Below are 15177 nucleotides of genomic sequence, written 5' to 3'. Positions count from 1 at the left end.
TGAATACGCTTGCAAGCGCAGGTAAAATATGCTATTCTGTGATGGGGTAATGGATTTGTAAAGGAGATGTCCTACATGGCACAGACCAGCATTAGCATTCGCATGGACGCTGAACTCAAAAAGAACTTCGAGACCTTCTGCGGCGCAGTCGGCATGAATATGTCTACGGCGATCAATATGTTCGCCATCGCCTGCGTGCGCGAGCAGCGCGTCCCGTTTGAGATCTCCGCGCAGCGTGCGCTGCCGGGCGAGTCGCTCGACCTCTTTACGGATACGACGTGGAGTGACGGGGAAAGCTGAGCACCTGCGGGAGTAGATTGCGCGTATGATCGCAGCGGTAATGCGTGGATTGGGAAAGGAGGTTCATCCGATCCGCGCCGCAAAACGCTATTCTGAGCCACACGGCACAAGGCTCTCAGACGCAAGGGATTTCAAAACCACATCCCCGCAAGGGGACGGAAACAACCACCTAATAGCGTCCCATACACAGCTACGGTTCTTATTATTTCAAAACCACATCCCCGCAAGGGGACGGCACACACGAGGGACGGTTACACGAAGTTCTTAGCTTCGTGTAACCGCCCCTTTATTTTTTTGCAATTTCTTAAATAACTTGTGACTTTTGCAACAGAACTGGGGATGATTCTCAACTATACTGTTCCCATAGACGATAGATGTTTTCAATCATATAGATGGGAGCGATAGCGATGACAGAGGAAAAGAAGCACGAACCGGGTCATGAGTTCCTTGCACGTCTGGGCAAGACACGACTGCGTCCGGGGGGACGCGAGGCGACGGAGTGGCTGCTCGGCCACGTTGACTTTACGGCAGATACGCGCGTGCTTGAGGTCGCGTGCAACATGGGCACGACGATGATCGCCCTCGCGGAGACGCACGGCTGCCGCATCACGGGGCTGGACATGAACCCGAAGGCACTGGAAAAGGCACGCACGAACATCGCGGCGCACGGGCTGAACGATGTGATCGACGTGGTGGAGGGGAATGCGCTCGCGCTGCCCTTCCCCGACGCGTCGTTTGATGTCGTCATCAACGAGGCGATGCTCACGATGCTGCCGCGTGAGAACAAGGCAAAGGCGATTGCCGAGTACTTCCGCGTACTGAAGCCGGGCGGCGTGCTCCTCACGCACGATGTCGCGCTGCGCGTGACGGATGAGGCGGAGGCGGCGGAGCTGCGTGCGGGCATCTCCCGTGCGATCAATGTGAACGTCGATCCGCTCCCGCACGCGCTCTGGGAGAAGCTGCTGCGCGACGCGGGCTTTGCCATCGAGGTGCAGACGGGCGATATGACGCTGCTCGACCCTGCGGGGCTTGTGCGCGACGAGGGATTCGACGGCGCGATGAAGATCATCCGCAACGGGCTGCGGACGGAGAACCTCGACCGCTTCCGCAAGATGTTCAACTTCTTCTTTGACCACAACAAGGAGTTCTCGTACATCGCCGTCGTCAGCAAAAAATAGGTGGATCAGGAGAGCGAACGAAGGTGTCGGACAGATGAGGAGGAATCGTATGCGAATGACAAAGCAGAGGGCTCTTGCGGCGGCGGTCGCGCTCACACTTTCGGGCACGGCACACGCCGTCTATGCAGAGGATACGCAGACGCAAAAAGAAGGCTATGAGACAGCTCCCATTGTGGTGACGGCATCGGGCTTTGAGGAGGATGTGCGCTTTGCACCCGCGAGCATCTCGGTCATCAAGGCGGATGAGATCGCGCAGCGCGGCTATACAGATCTCCGTCAGGTGCTTGATATGGTGGAGGGGGTCGACACGTTCGGCGCGACGGGGCGGTTCGATACGCCCGCGGTCTCGATTCGTGGGATGGACGACGGCTATACGCTGCTCCTCGTGGATGGGGTAGCGCAGGTGGGACCGGGCATCGCGGGCGGGATGATGCGCAGCTTCAACCAGCTCGCGAACACGAGCCTGCCCACACCGAGCCAGATCGAGCGCATCGAGGTGGTGCGCGGCCCGATGTCGACGCTCTACGGCTCGGATGCGATGGGCGGTGTCATCAACATCATCACAAAGAAGGTGACGGACGAGTTCCACGGCTCTGTCTCCGTCGGCAGCATCCTTGAGACGACGGACGGCAAGTCGAACACGATGAAGTACAACTTCAACGCGGCGGGGCCCATTACACGCGGCAAGGTCGGGATGCAGATGCGCGGCAGCTATCTGAAACGCGGCCCATCGGCATTCGGTGTGGACAAGGAGAAGCGCGACTACGACAACTGGAATCTCGGGACGCGCGTGACCTACACGCCCGCCGCAGGGCACAGCTACTATCTCGACATCGACCGCGGGCAGAATATGCGCGACGGTGATTTTGCCCAGCGCGGCAAAATGAAGCCGCCCTCCCCGCCCGCACCGCCGAACGCACAGGTGGTGACGAAGCTCGACGGCGATGTCGCGCAGCGGTTCGACCGCATGAAGATCGTGCTCGGCGCGGAGAACAAGGTCGGCAAGGAGGGGACGTGGACGAATACCCTGTCCTTTCTGCGCAATGAGATGCACCTCGATGCAGATCTGACGGGGACGGCAAAGCCCTCCATTATGCCCCTCGCGATTCCGATCCGCTCGTCGATCCGCAACAATGTGAAAAATGATTTTGTTACGTTCGACACAAAATATGTGACCCCGCTCGGAGACGATCACACACTGGCGGTAGGGGCACGCTGGCAGCGCGAGGGCGTGGACTACCACCTGCGCCGCACGATCGCGCCGAGGGGCTCTGCTCCGCCCCAGTTCGCTCAGATGATGCGTCAGCGCAGCTCGAACGACAACGGCAGCCTCTCGCGTTCGAGCTGGGCGCTCTACGGCGAGGATACGTGGGCGCTCACGAAGAAGCTCGTCTTTACCTACGGTCTGCGCTACGATCATCCCGAGGACTACGACGACAATCTCAGCCCACGCGGCTACCTCATCTATATGCCGAACCGCAACTTCACGGTGAAGGGCGGCGTTGCAACGGGGTATAAAGCTCCGACCATGCTCCAGTCCGCGCCCGTGGACATCCACCTCAATATCACGGGCGAGATCTATCGCGGCAATACGGGGTTGAAGCCGGAAAAGTCGACGACGGAGGAAATCGGGTTCTACTACCACAACGAGCACGATACGGATGCACACGTGACATTCTTCCACACGGATTTCAAGAACAAGATCGACCTCAGTGATGCGGTGAATGTCGCGGGCATCGTTCCTGTCCGCACCTACGAGAATGTCGGCAAGGCACGCATTCACGGCGTAGAGGTCGGAACGAAGTTCGCGATCGCGCCAAAGGTGTCGGCGGGACTGAACTGGACGCTGCTCACCAGTCAGATAAAGAGCGGCAAGAATGTCGGTCAGCCGCTGCGCTCCACACCGAAGCAGGCGGTCAACCTGAGACTCGACTGGATGCCGACGGATGCGACGGATGTCTGGCTCAGTGCGCAGTACCGCAGTGGGATGTACCGCTCGAAGCAGGCAGCCGGGATCGCCTCGCACTATCGTCCGTTCACCGTCCTCAACATGGGCGTGACGCACAAGCTGCGTGACGGGCTCTCCATGCAGTTCGCTGTCAACAATCTGCTGAACCGCAACTTCGACCAGACCAGGACGGCGGCAGACGGCACGAAGTACGGCGACTACTATGACGAGATCGACGCAGACGGCATCGCGGGCGGCTCGTATCTCTCCCGCCGCAGCTACTGGCTCGGTCTGACATACGACTTCTGATGATCGGATAAAGGAAGCACTGATAAATTCAGCGCCGCCATCTTGACGCATCTTTTTCGCCCGCACTTCGCCCTCGATCCTCCACATAGCTCTTGCTATGCGTCCGGTTTGCCTCCTTGTTCGGACAAAAAATCTACGCCAATCTGAGGGTCTATTTTATCAGCTTCTTTGTATTCATAAAATAAATAACGATAAATATGTATAAATAACTATAAAAGGAAAACAATTAAGAAAAATAATTTAAGCTGTGTACATCGTTTCGTGCGTGACGCTCTGCAATCCATGCCTTAAGGCGGGCGGGATCGCTGTTCAGCACGAGTTCCTCGGGGAAATCAATGTCCGCGAGAATGGCGTGCGTATGGCTGTGCTCCCCCACATCGATGTCAATGTGTGCATCGCTGCCGATGAGGATGTGTGCGCCGTGACGGCGGCAGGCGGCAAGGAGATCCCGTGCGAGGAGTTCCGAGCCCTTGCGCGGGCCGTCCGGGTTGTGCGAGGCGTTGTTTGCCTCGATGAGGACGTGCTCTGCGGCGGCGGCACGGGCGAGCGCATCGAAGTCTACGGGATAGGCGGGGTTGTCGGGGTGTCCGATGACCGTGACGTAGGGATTTGCCATTGCACCGAGGAGGGCTCGTGTATTCTCCTCCTGCGTGCAGGGCGCAATCACGACATCATGCAGACTTGCGATGGTGTAGTGCATTTTTTGCAGGACGCGCTCGGGCAGATCGACCCTGCCCTCGTCGTCCATGATGTTCAGCTCCGCGCCCATGATGATGTCGATGCCGTAGGCGGCGGGGCGGATGACCTTGAAGTTGCGAAAGTACATCTCGTGAAACGTGCCGGGCAGCGCGGGCGCATGGTCGGAGATGCCGACGAGGGCGAGCCCCTTCTCCTTTGCCATCGTCGCGATCTCGCGGATCGTGCTGTAGGCGTGCATACTGGCGATGCTGTGCGTGTGGATGTCGATGATGTCGGTCACGAAAGCCTCCGATCTTTTATCTTGCAGATTTGATGATGCTTTGCTATAATAAGAACAGAAGGAACGCCTCGGGCGGTGTCTTTCCAGAATCGCGTGTTTTTCTATGAACCGCTCAACTGGTCAGAGCTGGGCGGTTATTTCTTTTGGCTTATCGCAAGCACGTAGCCTGTTGCCACGATGAGTAGTACAATCGCGCCAATTTCGCTCATAGCTGCTCACCCCCTTTCGGGGGAAAGACACCGCCGTTGTCCGAGGACGTTCCATTTCTATTATAGACATAACCAACGAAAAAAAGCAATATGTTCTCATAAAAATGCCCCGCAGATGTGCTGCAGGGCATTTTGTATTCGTATTCCTAGGGAATCGCTGATAAAATGAAGTCCGTCAGATTGGCGTAGATTTTTCGTCCTGTCAAGGAGACAAACCGGACGCATAGCCAAAGCTATGTGGAGGATTTGTCGACAAAGAGAGGGCGAAAAAGATGCGTCAAGATGGCGGTGCTGAATTTATCAGTGCTTCCCTAGAGCTTAAACTTGTTCGTCGTATTCTGCAGGTCGGTCGCGAGCATGGCGAGGGACTGGGAGGCGGAGGCAATCTCTTCGCTTGATGCAGACTGCGACTCGGACGAGGAGGAGATGCTCTGCATATGGTCCGCAGTCTTCTCCGTGATCTCGTTCACCATGGTGGTGGACTGGATAATCAGCTCCGTGCCCTGTGTGACGGTCTGCATGGACTTGCTGATGTTGGCAATCTGCTCCTTCATCTCCTCGACCATGCGCGTGATGTTCTCGAACTGTGTGCCGACCTCGCGGATGGCAGCCGTACCCGCCTGCACCTCGCTCGTTCCGCCCTGCATTGCACTGACGGCCTGTGCCGTGTCGCGCTGAACACCTGCGATGCGCTCCTTGATCTGATCCGCTGCCGTGCGGGACTGCTCGGCGAGCTTGCGAACCTCCTCGGCGACGACGGCGAAGCCGCGTCCCGTCTCCCCTGCACGCGCTGCCTCGATGGCGGCGTTGAGGGCGAGGAGGTTGGTCTGGTCGGCGATGGCGGAGATGGTCTCGACGATCTCGCCGATCTGCTTGGAACTCTCGCCAAGTTTCCCGACGACCTCGGCGGAGCGCAGGACGCTCTGCTCGATGCCGTTCATCTTTGTCATGGCATCGTTCATGAGAGCTTCGCCCTTTTCGGCGGCCTCGGCGGTCGCGGTCGAGCTGCCCGCAACACGCTCCGCCTCGTGCGTGACACGCTCGATGTCGCCCGAGACGATGCCGATGTTCTTCTTCGCGCCCGCGAGGCTCTCGAGCTGGCGCTCCGTGCCGTCGGCGACGCTCGCGACCGTACCGGCAATCACAGTCGCGGACTCCGCCATCTGGTGCGCGCCCGCCGTGAGCTGCTGCGAGGCGGCGGCAAGCTGCTCGGCAGTACCGGCGACCTGGCGGATGACGTTACGGATGTTCTTCATCATCGTGTTGAAGTTCGCAGCGAGCTGCCCAAGCTCATCCTGCGAGGTGACCGGCAGGTCGTTCTGACTGAGGTCGCCCTTGGCGAGGGCGTCGATGTGATGCATGAGACGTTCGGTCGCGCCCGTGATGGTCGTAGCAAAGCGCAGGAGGGCAAAGATGATGCCCGCCACGAGCAGGATACCGATGAGGCTCAGCACGCTGTAGGTCGTCTTGAGACTTACGAGCTGCGCAAAGGCAACGCTCTCGGGTACGGTGACAGCGACAATCCAACCGGTGGAAGCGACGGTCGCATACGCAATGATCTGTTGTTCGCCGTCCTTTTCCGTGACGAAATAGCCGTTCTTGTTCTGCACCATTGCAGCAAATTTTTCCTTCAGAACGGGGTTCTCATCCACTTTTTTCATCGCCATGCCCTCGGTGGATGCAATGATGAGACCGCTCGGGGCGACCACAATGCCAGCTCCCTCGCCGTGATATTTCAGAGCGTTGACGCGTTCGGCAAGTGTGTCGAGGCTAAGGTCTGCAGCGACGACACCGCTTTGGTAGGGGGTGGCGACGGAGACGACCATCTTCTTCGTGCGTGCGTCCTCATAGACTTCGGTGAAGATCGGACCGCCCGCTGCTCTGGCCGCTTTGTACCACGGGCGTTCGCGTGGATCGCGCTTGCCGGTGACATTGCCCGCGAGTCCGCTGATAAAACGTCCGTCCTCCCCGCCGTAGTAAAAGCTGAGAATGTCCTTGTCATGCAGGGGGAACTGCATGATCTCCTGCTCCAACGTAACGGGGTTGTCGCCGATGAGGGAGATGAGCTCCGCACCGCTCTTGACCTGTTTCTGCTTGTCGAGCAGCCAGCCCTCGATGACGGCGGCTTCTTTGCCCAACGTGGCTTCAATCTCATTGGAGGTGCTCTCCTCAAGTGCTGTCTTTGCCTTGTAATACCCAATGCCGCAGATCACAACGACAAGCAGTGCCATAAAAGTGCCTACAACGAGAAGCTTTTGCTTAATGCTCAAAATATTCACACCCTCTCATATCTTTTATGATTCATTAAGATTCTACAGTATTTTTCGACGGGAATCAAGCCTTATGTCCTATTTTTAAGGAATCGCTGATAAAATGAAGTCCGTCAGATTGGCGTAGATTTTTTCGTCCGAACAAGGAGACAAACCGGACGCATAGCAAGGGCTATGTGGAGGATTTGTCGACACAGTGCGGGCAAAAAAGATGCGCTAAGATGGCGCGGCTGAATTTATCAGTGCTTCCTTAAATCGTCTAACAATAAAAAGAGGAATAAGTATGCACAACATTCCGAAAAAACGTTGTTGCGCGGAAGGGGAATATATGGTAGGATAGGGCGTGTTTTGTCATACGCTGCGGAGAGTCAGGGAGTCACGGATACGACAGACCGTCGGCTTGGTGCAGATTTTTGTTCGGCCAAGGAGACAAGCCGGCCGCATAACAACGGCGATGTGGAGGATGTCGGGGCAAAGATCGGGCGAAAAAGATGCGCTGCGTCGGCACTACTGAATGGATCCGTGCTTCCGTCAAGCACCTCTGACGGCAGAAGTTCAATTTCATAGGAGGTTCATCATGCACGATGAAAAAAGGGCGGCGGACGCCATCGCTCGTGAGGCGAGGCGTACCGCTGCCGCAGGGATTCTCTTTGCCGTCCTCTGGACGGCACTTGGCTTCGGTCTTGCAGAGATCGATGTGACGATCGCGGGATTCCCACTCTGGGCGGTTACGTCAACGGTCGGCGTGCTCGCTGTGGGGGCTGTGCTCGCCGTCTATCTGGCAGTTGCAGCGGAGGATGTTCCCCTCGATGAACGCGGAGAGGGGGCGACACGATGAACGGGAATCTCATGGTGCTCCTGCCACTCCTCGGTTTCATGGCGGCAATGCTCGCGCTCGGCATCTATGTGCGGCGGCAGAGCCACGCGGGCGGCTTCCTCTCGGGCTACTTCGTCGGCGGACAGACGCTCGGTGCATTCGTGCTCGCAATGACGATGGTCGCGACCTACAGCTCGGTCAGCTCGTTTGTCGGGGGCCCCGGTATGGCATACGAGATCGGCTTTGGCTGGATCTACATGGCGGTCATCCAGACCATGACGATCTTCCTCGTGCTCGGTATCTTCGGCAAGAAGGTCGCACGTCTGGCGCGGCGCATCCACGCCGTCACCATTGTCGATATCATTCGTCACCGCTATCAGTCGGACGCTCTTGCGGCACTCGCGGCATTCGCCATCGTGATTTTCTTTGCCGCGTCGATGGTCGCACAGTTCGTCGGTGGGGCGCAGCTCTTTGCCGCCGTCACGGGCTACAGCTACGAACTCGGATTGGTGCTGTTCGGCATTGTGGTTGTTGTCTATACGTCGATTGGCGGATTTCGCGCCGTTGCACTGACAGATACCTGCTGTGCGATTGTCATGATGCTCGGCATTGTCCTGCTCTTTTACTATGTGCTTGAGGCGGGCGGAGGGCTCGCGGCGATTCTCGCGAATCTGCGTGCGGCACATCCCGAGATGCTGACACCAACGGCGGCGGGACGTATGCCCATCTCCCTTTACATCTCACAGTGGCTGCTCGTCGGTGCGCTTACCATCGCCCTGCCGCAGTCGGTTGTGCGCGGCATCAGCTATCGGAGCAGCCGCGATATGCACCGTGCGATGATCATCGGCACGGTTGTCATCGCCTTTATGAACATCGCCGTGAACCTCGTCGGTGTGCTCGGACGCGGGGTGCTCGGTGTCGATGCAAAGGCTCTCGGTGGTGTGGACAGTGTCATCCCGCAGCTCATGGCACAGGTCATGCCGGCCGAACTCCTCGGATTTGCTATCATCGGGCCGCTTGCAGCGTCGATCTCCACCATCTCGGGCGTGCTCATCGTCGCTTCGTCTGCGGTGGTGAAGGATGTCTACCTCCACCATCAGCAGCAGCGCGGCAAATGCGTCGAGGAAAAGACGCTGCGCCGGCTCTCCATGGGCGTCACCGCCGCGCTCGGCATCATCGTGTTCGTGCTTGCCATTGCGCCGCCGTCGCTCATCTGGCTCATCAATATGTTCGCGTTCGGCGGACTTGAGACGGCGTTCTTCTGGGTGCTCGTCTTTGGGCTCTTTACCACATGGTCGCGGCGCATGGGCGCACTCGCCGCAATGGGCGGCGGCACGCTCATCTACTGCGCGGCGATGGCGGCGGGATTCAAGCCGTTCGGGCTGCACCCCATCGCCGTCGGCATCACCGCCTCGCTCGTCCTCTTCCTCGCGGGAAGCTGGTGGGAGCGGAGCAGGGAGACTTGACAAGATTTTTCGGTGTGGGTATAATAAAGACACAAAAAGAGTGACTGACGAGTAGGAACGTCGGTCTCTCCCGAATAACTTCATTAGTTGAAGGAAGAGCTTTCGTCACCTTGTATGTAAGGCTCTTTTTTCTTGTCTACCTAGAGAACAAGAATATGATGTTGACCGCGAGCGTTGCCGCCGCTAGCACGAGCGAGAGTATTTCATACAGGCTCATGCACATCACCTCCCTTGCGGGAGAAAACCTGCGATCGTCAGCCACACATTCAGTATAGCACAAAGTTTCTAAAGACGGAATAGGCGCGTTGCCTTTCCGTTTTTTCTTGTCTATGATCCTGTGACAAGCGGCAGAAAGTACGCCTCCGTCCCCGCGATCTCAGCGGGGGAGAAGCGTGCGCCGACGGCAGAGGGCGTGTCAAAGAGCATGAAGCACGAGAGGGGCAGACACCCCTCGGTCGTGCCGGAGTCGACGGCATGGACGAAGCGCGGCTGACGGACGAGGTCCTGATACATTGCCGCGCGGCTTGGGCGGCAGATGATCTCGTCCACGTTGTCGGGCTGCTTCTCATGCACGGTTTTCGCGTGGTCGCCCTGCTTTTCGACCAGACGGACGTTCTTCCCCTCGCGCCCCCAGCTCTCCTTGCGGATGTATGTGCCGTCCATGAGCGCGACGAAATCCTCCACTGAGCGCTGCTCTGCGTCCGCTTTGCCTCCTTGTTCGGACGAAAAAATCTACGCCAATCTGAGAGACTATGTTATCAGCGATTCCCTACAGCGAGAACACGATGCCCTCCACGATCAGCACCATCGCGGATGCCCCCGCCGCACAGCGGAAAAGGCTCGCGCCGTTCCACGCGAGATAGAGGGCAAAGACGAATGCCGCCGCGCCCGCGACGGGGGTGCGGGTCGCCTCTACAATGGCGGGGAAGGTCATGACGGCAAGGGTCACATAGGGGACGTAAAAGAGGAAGGAGCGGATGAATACATTCTTGATCTCGCGCCGCAGGAGGAGTGCGGGGGTCAGACGAATCGCAAGCGTCACCGCGCTCATGACGGCGATGTAGAGCCAGATGTCAGGCATGGTCGTCCTCCTGTTCCGTGTCGATCGGGAAGAGAGCCGCACCGACCCCCGCGATGAGGAGCGTGAGGAGGATCGTGCGCGTGCCGCCCGAGAGCTCGCTCGTGACGGGCGCATAGGTTGCCGCGAGCGAGAGAGCGCAGCTCGCCAGCACCATACTGCCGATGGGGCGGCTCCGCTTCGCGGCAGGGAGGACGACCCAGACGAACATCCCGTAGAGGGTGACCGAGAGTGCAGAGACAACGGCGGCGGGGAGGATGCCGCCCGCGAGGATGCCCGCCGACGTGCCTCCCGCCCACGCGGGCACGGAGATCGCCATTGCACCGTAGTTGTAGTAGGGGTTGAGTGCTCCGCCGCGTGCGACCGTGATGCCGAAGATCTCATCCGTCACGCCGAAGCTCACGGCGAGCCGATGGAGGAGTGATGTCTCGGGCGCGAACCGCTGCGTCAGTGCCGCCGCCATGAGAAAGTAGCGTGCGTTTGCAACGAGCGTCAGCACGGCGATCTCAAGGTAGGGTGCCTGTGCCGCAATCACGGTAAAGCCCGCGTACTCGCCCGCAGAGGCGATGTTGACCGCACTCGTCACGAAGCCCTGCGACGGGGTCAGCCCCGCCGTCTTCGCGAGAATGCCGAGCGTGAACGCCACGACGAAATAGCCGAGCGCAATCGGCACACCATCGTGTACGCCCGCCATGAACACCGAGCACCGCGATGTGTCAAGTCTTTCCTCCATCATCGTCACCTCACAGATTGATTTTCTTATTGTAGAATAAATCTGTCATTTTGTAAATTGGCGCACAATAAAAAAGAGGTTGTTGCACGAGGGCACTTTTGCAGCACCTCATGCAACCGCCCCCTTTTTGTTTGTGCGTATCTCAGCCCATCTCGTAGCCCGCGTCGTCGAGGACGGCGGCAAGCTCCGTGTCGGGGATGTCGCGGGCGGCGGTGAAGGTCGCCGTCCCTGCTTCGAGGTTGACGTTCACATCACTGACACCGTCCATACCGCTGAGTGCTTTCGTAACGTGCTTGACGCAGTGCGGGCAGGTCATGCCCTTGACATTGATGGTCTTTTCCATGGGTAAATCGTCCTTTCCCTGTGCGGCGGCAGTGTCCGCCGTTTCTTCATGTATCTCATCCATCGCAAAAGTGATGGGGCTTACCGTGACCTCGTGACGCGTGTGCGCCGTCTCCGCTGCAGGTGCGTGTTCGATGGCGAACAGGCGCAGACGCAGCGCGTTCAGCACAACGCAGACGCTTGACAGGCTCATCGCCGCCGCGCCAATCATGGGCGAGAGCTTGATGCCAAAGGCGGGATAGAGGACGCCCGCCGCGAGCGGGATGCCGATGACGTTGTAGAAGAACGCCCAAAAGAGGTTCTCCTTGATGTTCCGCATAACGCTGCGCGACAGACGGATCGCGCTCACAGCATCGAGGAGGTCACTCCGCACGAGCACCGCGTCTGCGCTGTCGATGGCGACATCCGTGCCCGCGCCGATGGCGATGCCGAGATCTGCCTGTACGAGCGCGGGCGCATCGTTCACACCGTCGCCGATCATGGCGACGCGGCGACCCTCGTGCTGCAGATGCTCCACATGGGCGCGTTTGTCCGCAGGGAGAACGCCCGCAATCACCTCCGTGATGCCGAGCCGCGCGGCAATCGCCCGTGCCGTGCGCTCGTCGTCGCCCGTCAGCATGACGGGCATGAGGTTCATCGCCTTCATCTGCGCGACCGCCGCCGCACTCGTCGGCTTCTCCGCATCGCGCACACCGAGGAGACCGACGATGCGCCCCGCACGCACGACAATGAGTGCCGTCTCGCCGCGCTCTGCCATCTCCGCACGCGCCGTCTCGACCGCGTCCGCGAGCGGGATGCCGAGCTCTACGAGGAGCGCCGCATTGCCCGCCGCACAGTCCACGCCCGCCACACGCGCACGCACACCCTTGCCGAACACCGCCGCGAAATCCGCAGCAGCGGGAACGGTCAGCCCCCTCTCCGCAGCATAGCCCGTAATCGCTGCTGCAATCGGGTGCTCGCTGCCCTGCTCAAGCGCGGCTGCAAGTGCGACAAGTGCGTCGGCATCCATCCCGACGGGACGGATGCTGACGAGCTGCGGGCGACCCTCGGTGAGCGTGCCCGTCTTGTCCATCAGCACCGCGCTGATGTTCCCCGCCGTCTCCAATGCCTCGCCCGACTTGATGAGGATGCCGTGCGCTGCGCCGCGCCCCGTGCCGACCATGATCGCGACGGGGGTTGCAAGCCCGAGTGCACAGGGGCAGGAGATGACGAGAATCGAGATCGTGATGGAAAATGCGAACTCCACCGTCGCGCCCATCATGAGCCAGATCGCGCCCGCCGTGAGGGCAATCGCAATCACGACGGGGACAAAGACCGCCGAGACACGGTCGGCAAGGCGTGCGATGGGTGCCTTTGACCCGCTCGCATCATCCACCAGACGGATGAGCTGACGGATCGTCGTGTCCTCACCGACACGCGTTGCGGTGAAGCGGATCGTCCCCTCGACGTTCAGCGTGCCCGAGGTCACGGAGTCGCCCGCCGTTTTCGGAACGGGCATGGATTCACCCGTCACGGCGGATTCGTCGATGCTCGTCGCACCGTCCGTCACCGTTCCGTCCACGGGAATGCGTGCGCCGGGACGCACGATGACCGTATCGCCGAGGACGAGCGTCGCCACAGGCACGACCTGCTCCACACCGCCGCGCACGACCGTCGCCTCGGCGGGTGCGAGCTGCATGAGGGCGCGGAGTGCGCCCGTCGTCTGCCCCTTTGCCCGCGCTTCGAGGTATTTACCGACTGTGATAAGCGTTACGATCATGCCCGCCGACTCGAAATAGAGGTTCGTGCTGTACTCCGCCGCGAGCGCGAGATCGCCGTGCCCCAGCCCCCAGCTCATGCGGAACATCGCGAACACGCCGAACAGCGCGGATGCCATCGAGCCGATCCCGACGAGCGTGTCCATATTCGGCGCACCGTGCAGGAGATTGCGGAATCCATTGACATAGTATAGACGATTCACATACATGATCGGGAGAACGAGCATGAACTGTGCAAGTGCGAACGACAGCACATTCTCCGCGCCCCAGAAAACTTCCTGGAATCCCGCCGCGTAGGGCACGCCCCACATCGCGAGCATTGGACTCATCGCCAGATACATCGTCGGCAGGAGGAAGAGGATGGACGTGAGAAGCCGCGACCGCATGGCACGCGTCGCCCTCTCTGCGGCATCCGCCCCCGCATCCGCTGCGCTTCCCCTCTGCGGGGCTGCCTGTGTGCCATCCCCGCCCTTTACACTCGCGCCGTATCCCGCGTCCTCGATTGCGGCGATGATCGCGGCGGGGCTTGTGACTCCTGCATCATAGGCGAGCGTCATCGTATTCGTCAGGAGATTGACGGAGACATCCGCCGTTCCCTCCATCTTCTTTACGGCGCGTTCCACCCGCGCCGAACACGCCGAGCAGGTCATGCCCGTCACGTTGAATGTTTCTTTTTTCATAGACTGCCTCTGTTGAACGTTTTTTGTTACAGTATAACATTCCTGTCAAGTACAAATAGTAATGAGAAAAATTTCAAAACAGATTGCACTAAAAGATGATAAATGTTATCATTGGAGAAGCAAAAGAAAATCACCCAAAGGAGGTTTTTACATGGCAAAGATTGCAGTTGTATTTTGGAGCGGCTCGGGCAATACCGAGACGATGGCGAACGCGGTCATGGAAGGGATTGCGAAGGGCGGTGCGGAGGGCGAGCTCATCCGCGTCGGCGACTTCTCCGCTGAACGCATCGCGGACTACGACGGTATCCTTATGGGCTGCCCCGCCTGCGGTACGGAGGAGCTCGACGAGGGCGAGTTCGAGCCGTTCTTCGTCGAGGCGGAGAACCATCTGAAGGACGTGAAGATTGGGCTGTTCGGCTCGTACGGCTGGGGCGGCGGCGCGTTCATGGAGACGTGGACACAGCGCACGAAGGATGCAGGGGCAACGATGATCGCGGACGGCGTAACCTGTGAGACGGAGCCGGACGACGATGCCATCACACGCTGCGAGGAACTGGGCGCGGCGATGGCACAGGCGGTCGGTTGAGACAGCGCATCGAAACAAAAGAGGACTGCCGCACGAATGTCAGCTTCGTGCAGCAGCCCTTTATTTTTCGTCACAAGTGCCCCCTATCTCAGCAGAGCAGGATTGAGGCATCCGTATCTCATATATTCTTCGCAATGATTGCGCCGATCACAGCACCTGCGATAATCGCCGTGTTGACGCTGCCCTGCGAGTACTTCTTGCCGCCCTTGCGGTTCTTGCGATGACCGCCCCATGCGAACTGCTGTACCTCCGCACGCCCGTCCATACCCGTGTATGCCGCACGCTCCTGCTGCGGCACACGCAGTGGATGAGCGGAGGCCTCCGCCGCGCCGAGCCCGCCATAGCCGAGCACACCGACAAGTGCTAGAACTGCGGTTTTCTTCATCATCTTCATCGTCATCATGTGAATCCCGTCCTTTCAGAGGGTGACTTCTCTTCCCGTTGTAAAGGAAGCACTGATAAATTCAGCGCCGCCATCTTGACGCATCTTTTTTGCCCGCACTGTGCCCTCGATCCTCCACATAG

At 59.2% G+C, this 15177-nt stretch carries 13 protein-coding genes and 2 pseudogenes; 8 read left to right on the top strand and 7 right to left on the bottom strand.

The window, feature by feature from the left end:
• Nucleotides 1–75 precede the first annotated feature (75 nt).
• From ACO6BQ_RS06155 to ACO6BQ_RS06145, 3 genes are all read left to right on the top strand, one after another.
• On the top strand, nt 76–300 hold the full coding sequence (locus ACO6BQ_RS06155; protein ID WP_009656571.1) for a type II toxin-antitoxin system RelB/DinJ family antitoxin: 225 nt from the start codon (nt 76–78) through the stop codon (nt 298–300).
• A gap of 407 nt (nt 301–707) precedes the next feature.
• On the top strand, nt 708–1478 hold the full coding sequence (locus tag ACO6BQ_RS06150) for a class I SAM-dependent methyltransferase (protein WP_489120030.1): 771 nt from the start codon (nt 708–710) through the stop codon (nt 1476–1478).
• Between the two features lie 49 nt (nt 1479–1527).
• The gene (locus ACO6BQ_RS06145) at nt 1528–3735 is read left to right on the top strand and encodes a TonB-dependent receptor domain-containing protein (protein ID WP_489120029.1); all 2208 of its coding nucleotides are present in this window, start codon (nt 1528–1530) and stop codon (nt 3733–3735) included.
• A gap of 226 nt (nt 3736–3961) precedes the next feature.
• On the opposite strand, the gene ACO6BQ_RS06140 is transcribed toward ACO6BQ_RS06145, so the two are convergent.
• Nucleotides 3962–4714: a phosphatase gene (locus ACO6BQ_RS06140; protein WP_489120028.1), complete on the bottom strand. Its 753-nt coding sequence runs from the start codon at nt 4712–4714 to the stop codon at nt 3962–3964.
• Nucleotides 4715–5112: 398 nt separating this feature from the next.
• Here ACO6BQ_RS06140 and ACO6BQ_RS06135 point away from each other — a divergent pair, with 398 nt between their 5' ends.
• The gene (locus ACO6BQ_RS06135; RefSeq protein WP_083205817.1) at nt 5113–5238 is read left to right on the top strand and encodes a secretion protein HlyD; all 126 of its coding nucleotides are present in this window, start codon (nt 5113–5115) and stop codon (nt 5236–5238) included.
• On the opposite strand, the gene ACO6BQ_RS06130 is transcribed toward ACO6BQ_RS06135, so the two are convergent.
• On the bottom strand, nt 5235–7193 hold the full coding sequence (locus ACO6BQ_RS06130; RefSeq protein WP_489120027.1) for a methyl-accepting chemotaxis protein: 1959 nt from the start codon (nt 7191–7193) through the stop codon (nt 5235–5237). The two genes, ACO6BQ_RS06135 and ACO6BQ_RS06130, sit on opposite strands and share 4 nt — an antisense overlap.
• Nucleotides 7194–7296: 103 nt before the next feature.
• On the opposite strand from ACO6BQ_RS06130, the pseudogene ACO6BQ_RS06125 reads away from it, so the two are divergent.
• From ACO6BQ_RS06125 to panF, 3 genes and pseudogenes are all read left to right on the top strand, one after another.
• Nucleotides 7297–7447, top strand: a pseudogene (locus tag ACO6BQ_RS06125) (secretion protein HlyD).
• Nucleotides 7448–7770: 323 nt separating this feature from the next.
• A complete protein-coding gene (locus ACO6BQ_RS06120) occupies nt 7771–8031 on the top strand; it encodes a DUF997 family protein (RefSeq protein ID WP_489120026.1) in 261 nt (86 codons plus the stop codon).
• Nucleotides 8028–9476 (top strand): sodium/pantothenate symporter, encoded by a 1449-nt coding sequence (gene panF / locus ACO6BQ_RS06115; protein WP_489120025.1) that lies wholly within the window; start codon nt 8028–8030, stop codon nt 9474–9476. The genes ACO6BQ_RS06120 and panF overlap by 4 nt, the downstream gene beginning before the upstream one ends.
• A gap of 327 nt (nt 9477–9803) precedes the next feature.
• On the opposite strand, the pseudogene ACO6BQ_RS06110 reads toward panF, so the two are convergent.
• From ACO6BQ_RS06110 to ACO6BQ_RS06095, 4 genes and pseudogenes are all read right to left on the bottom strand, one after another.
• Nucleotides 9804–10157: pseudogene (locus ACO6BQ_RS06110) on the bottom strand (glutathionylspermidine synthase family protein); the annotation flags it as partial.
• A gap of 88 nt (nt 10158–10245) precedes the next feature.
• A complete protein-coding gene (locus ACO6BQ_RS06105; RefSeq protein ID WP_489120024.1) occupies nt 10246–10557 on the bottom strand; it encodes an AzlD domain-containing protein in 312 nt (103 codons plus the stop codon).
• Entirely contained in the window at nt 10550–11290 is a 741-nt protein-coding gene (locus ACO6BQ_RS06100; RefSeq protein ID WP_489120023.1) for an AzlC family ABC transporter permease, read from the bottom strand. Before ACO6BQ_RS06100 ends, ACO6BQ_RS06105 begins: the two co-directional genes overlap by 8 nt.
• Nucleotides 11291–11429: 139 nt before the next feature.
• Entirely contained in the window at nt 11430–14066 is a 2637-nt protein-coding gene (locus tag ACO6BQ_RS06095; RefSeq protein ID WP_489120022.1) for a heavy metal translocating P-type ATPase, read from the bottom strand.
• 151 nt (nt 14067–14217) lie between these two features.
• Between ACO6BQ_RS06095 and ACO6BQ_RS06090 the strand changes: the two genes are divergently transcribed.
• Nucleotides 14218–14652, top strand: coding sequence for a flavodoxin (locus ACO6BQ_RS06090; RefSeq protein ID WP_489120021.1), 435 nt, complete (start codon nt 14218–14220; stop codon nt 14650–14652).
• Between the two features lie 118 nt (nt 14653–14770).
• On the opposite strand, the gene ACO6BQ_RS06085 is transcribed toward ACO6BQ_RS06090, so the two are convergent.
• A complete protein-coding gene (locus tag ACO6BQ_RS06085; RefSeq protein ID WP_489120020.1) occupies nt 14771–15055 on the bottom strand; it encodes a cell invasion protein SipA in 285 nt (94 codons plus the stop codon).
• Nucleotides 15056–15177: the final 122 nt, after the last annotated feature.

The sequence above is a fragment of the Centipeda sp. (in: firmicutes) genome, from assembly GCF_057271695.1.
Note: the sequence above shows the minus strand (reverse complement) of the source record. Positions and strands in the feature narration are given on the sequence as shown.

What these genes read in the sequence shown, in the direction of transcription:
- ACO6BQ_RS06155 (WP_009656571.1), top strand. Translation starts at nt 76, where the DNA reads ATGGCACAGACCAGCATTAGCATTCGCATGGACGCTGAACTCAAAAAG.
- ACO6BQ_RS06150 (WP_489120030.1), top strand. Translation starts at nt 708, where the DNA reads ATGACAGAGGAAAAGAAGCACGAACCGGGTCATGAGTTCCTTGCACGT.
- ACO6BQ_RS06145 (WP_489120029.1), top strand. Translation starts at nt 1,528, where the DNA reads ATGCGAATGACAAAGCAGAGGGCTCTTGCGGCGGCGGTCGCGCTCACA.
- ACO6BQ_RS06120 (WP_489120026.1), top strand. Translation starts at nt 7,771, where the DNA reads ATGCACGATGAAAAAAGGGCGGCGGACGCCATCGCTCGTGAGGCGAGG.
- panF (WP_489120025.1), top strand. Translation starts at nt 8,028, where the DNA reads ATGAACGGGAATCTCATGGTGCTCCTGCCACTCCTCGGTTTCATGGCG.
- ACO6BQ_RS06105 (WP_489120024.1), bottom strand. Translation starts at nt 10,557, where the DNA reads ATGCCTGACATCTGGCTCTACATCGCCGTCATGAGCGCGGTGACGCTT.
- ACO6BQ_RS06100 (WP_489120023.1), bottom strand. Translation starts at nt 11,290, where the DNA reads ATGATGGAGGAAAGACTTGACACATCGCGGTGCTCGGTGTTCATGGCG.
- ACO6BQ_RS06095 (WP_489120022.1), bottom strand. Translation starts at nt 14,066, where the DNA reads ATGAAAAAAGAAACATTCAACGTGACGGGCATGACCTGCTCGGCGTGT.
- ACO6BQ_RS06090 (WP_489120021.1), top strand. Translation starts at nt 14,218, where the DNA reads ATGGCAAAGATTGCAGTTGTATTTTGGAGCGGCTCGGGCAATACCGAG.
- ACO6BQ_RS06085 (WP_489120020.1), bottom strand. Translation starts at nt 15,055, where the DNA reads ATGATGACGATGAAGATGATGAAGAAAACCGCAGTTCTAGCACTTGTC.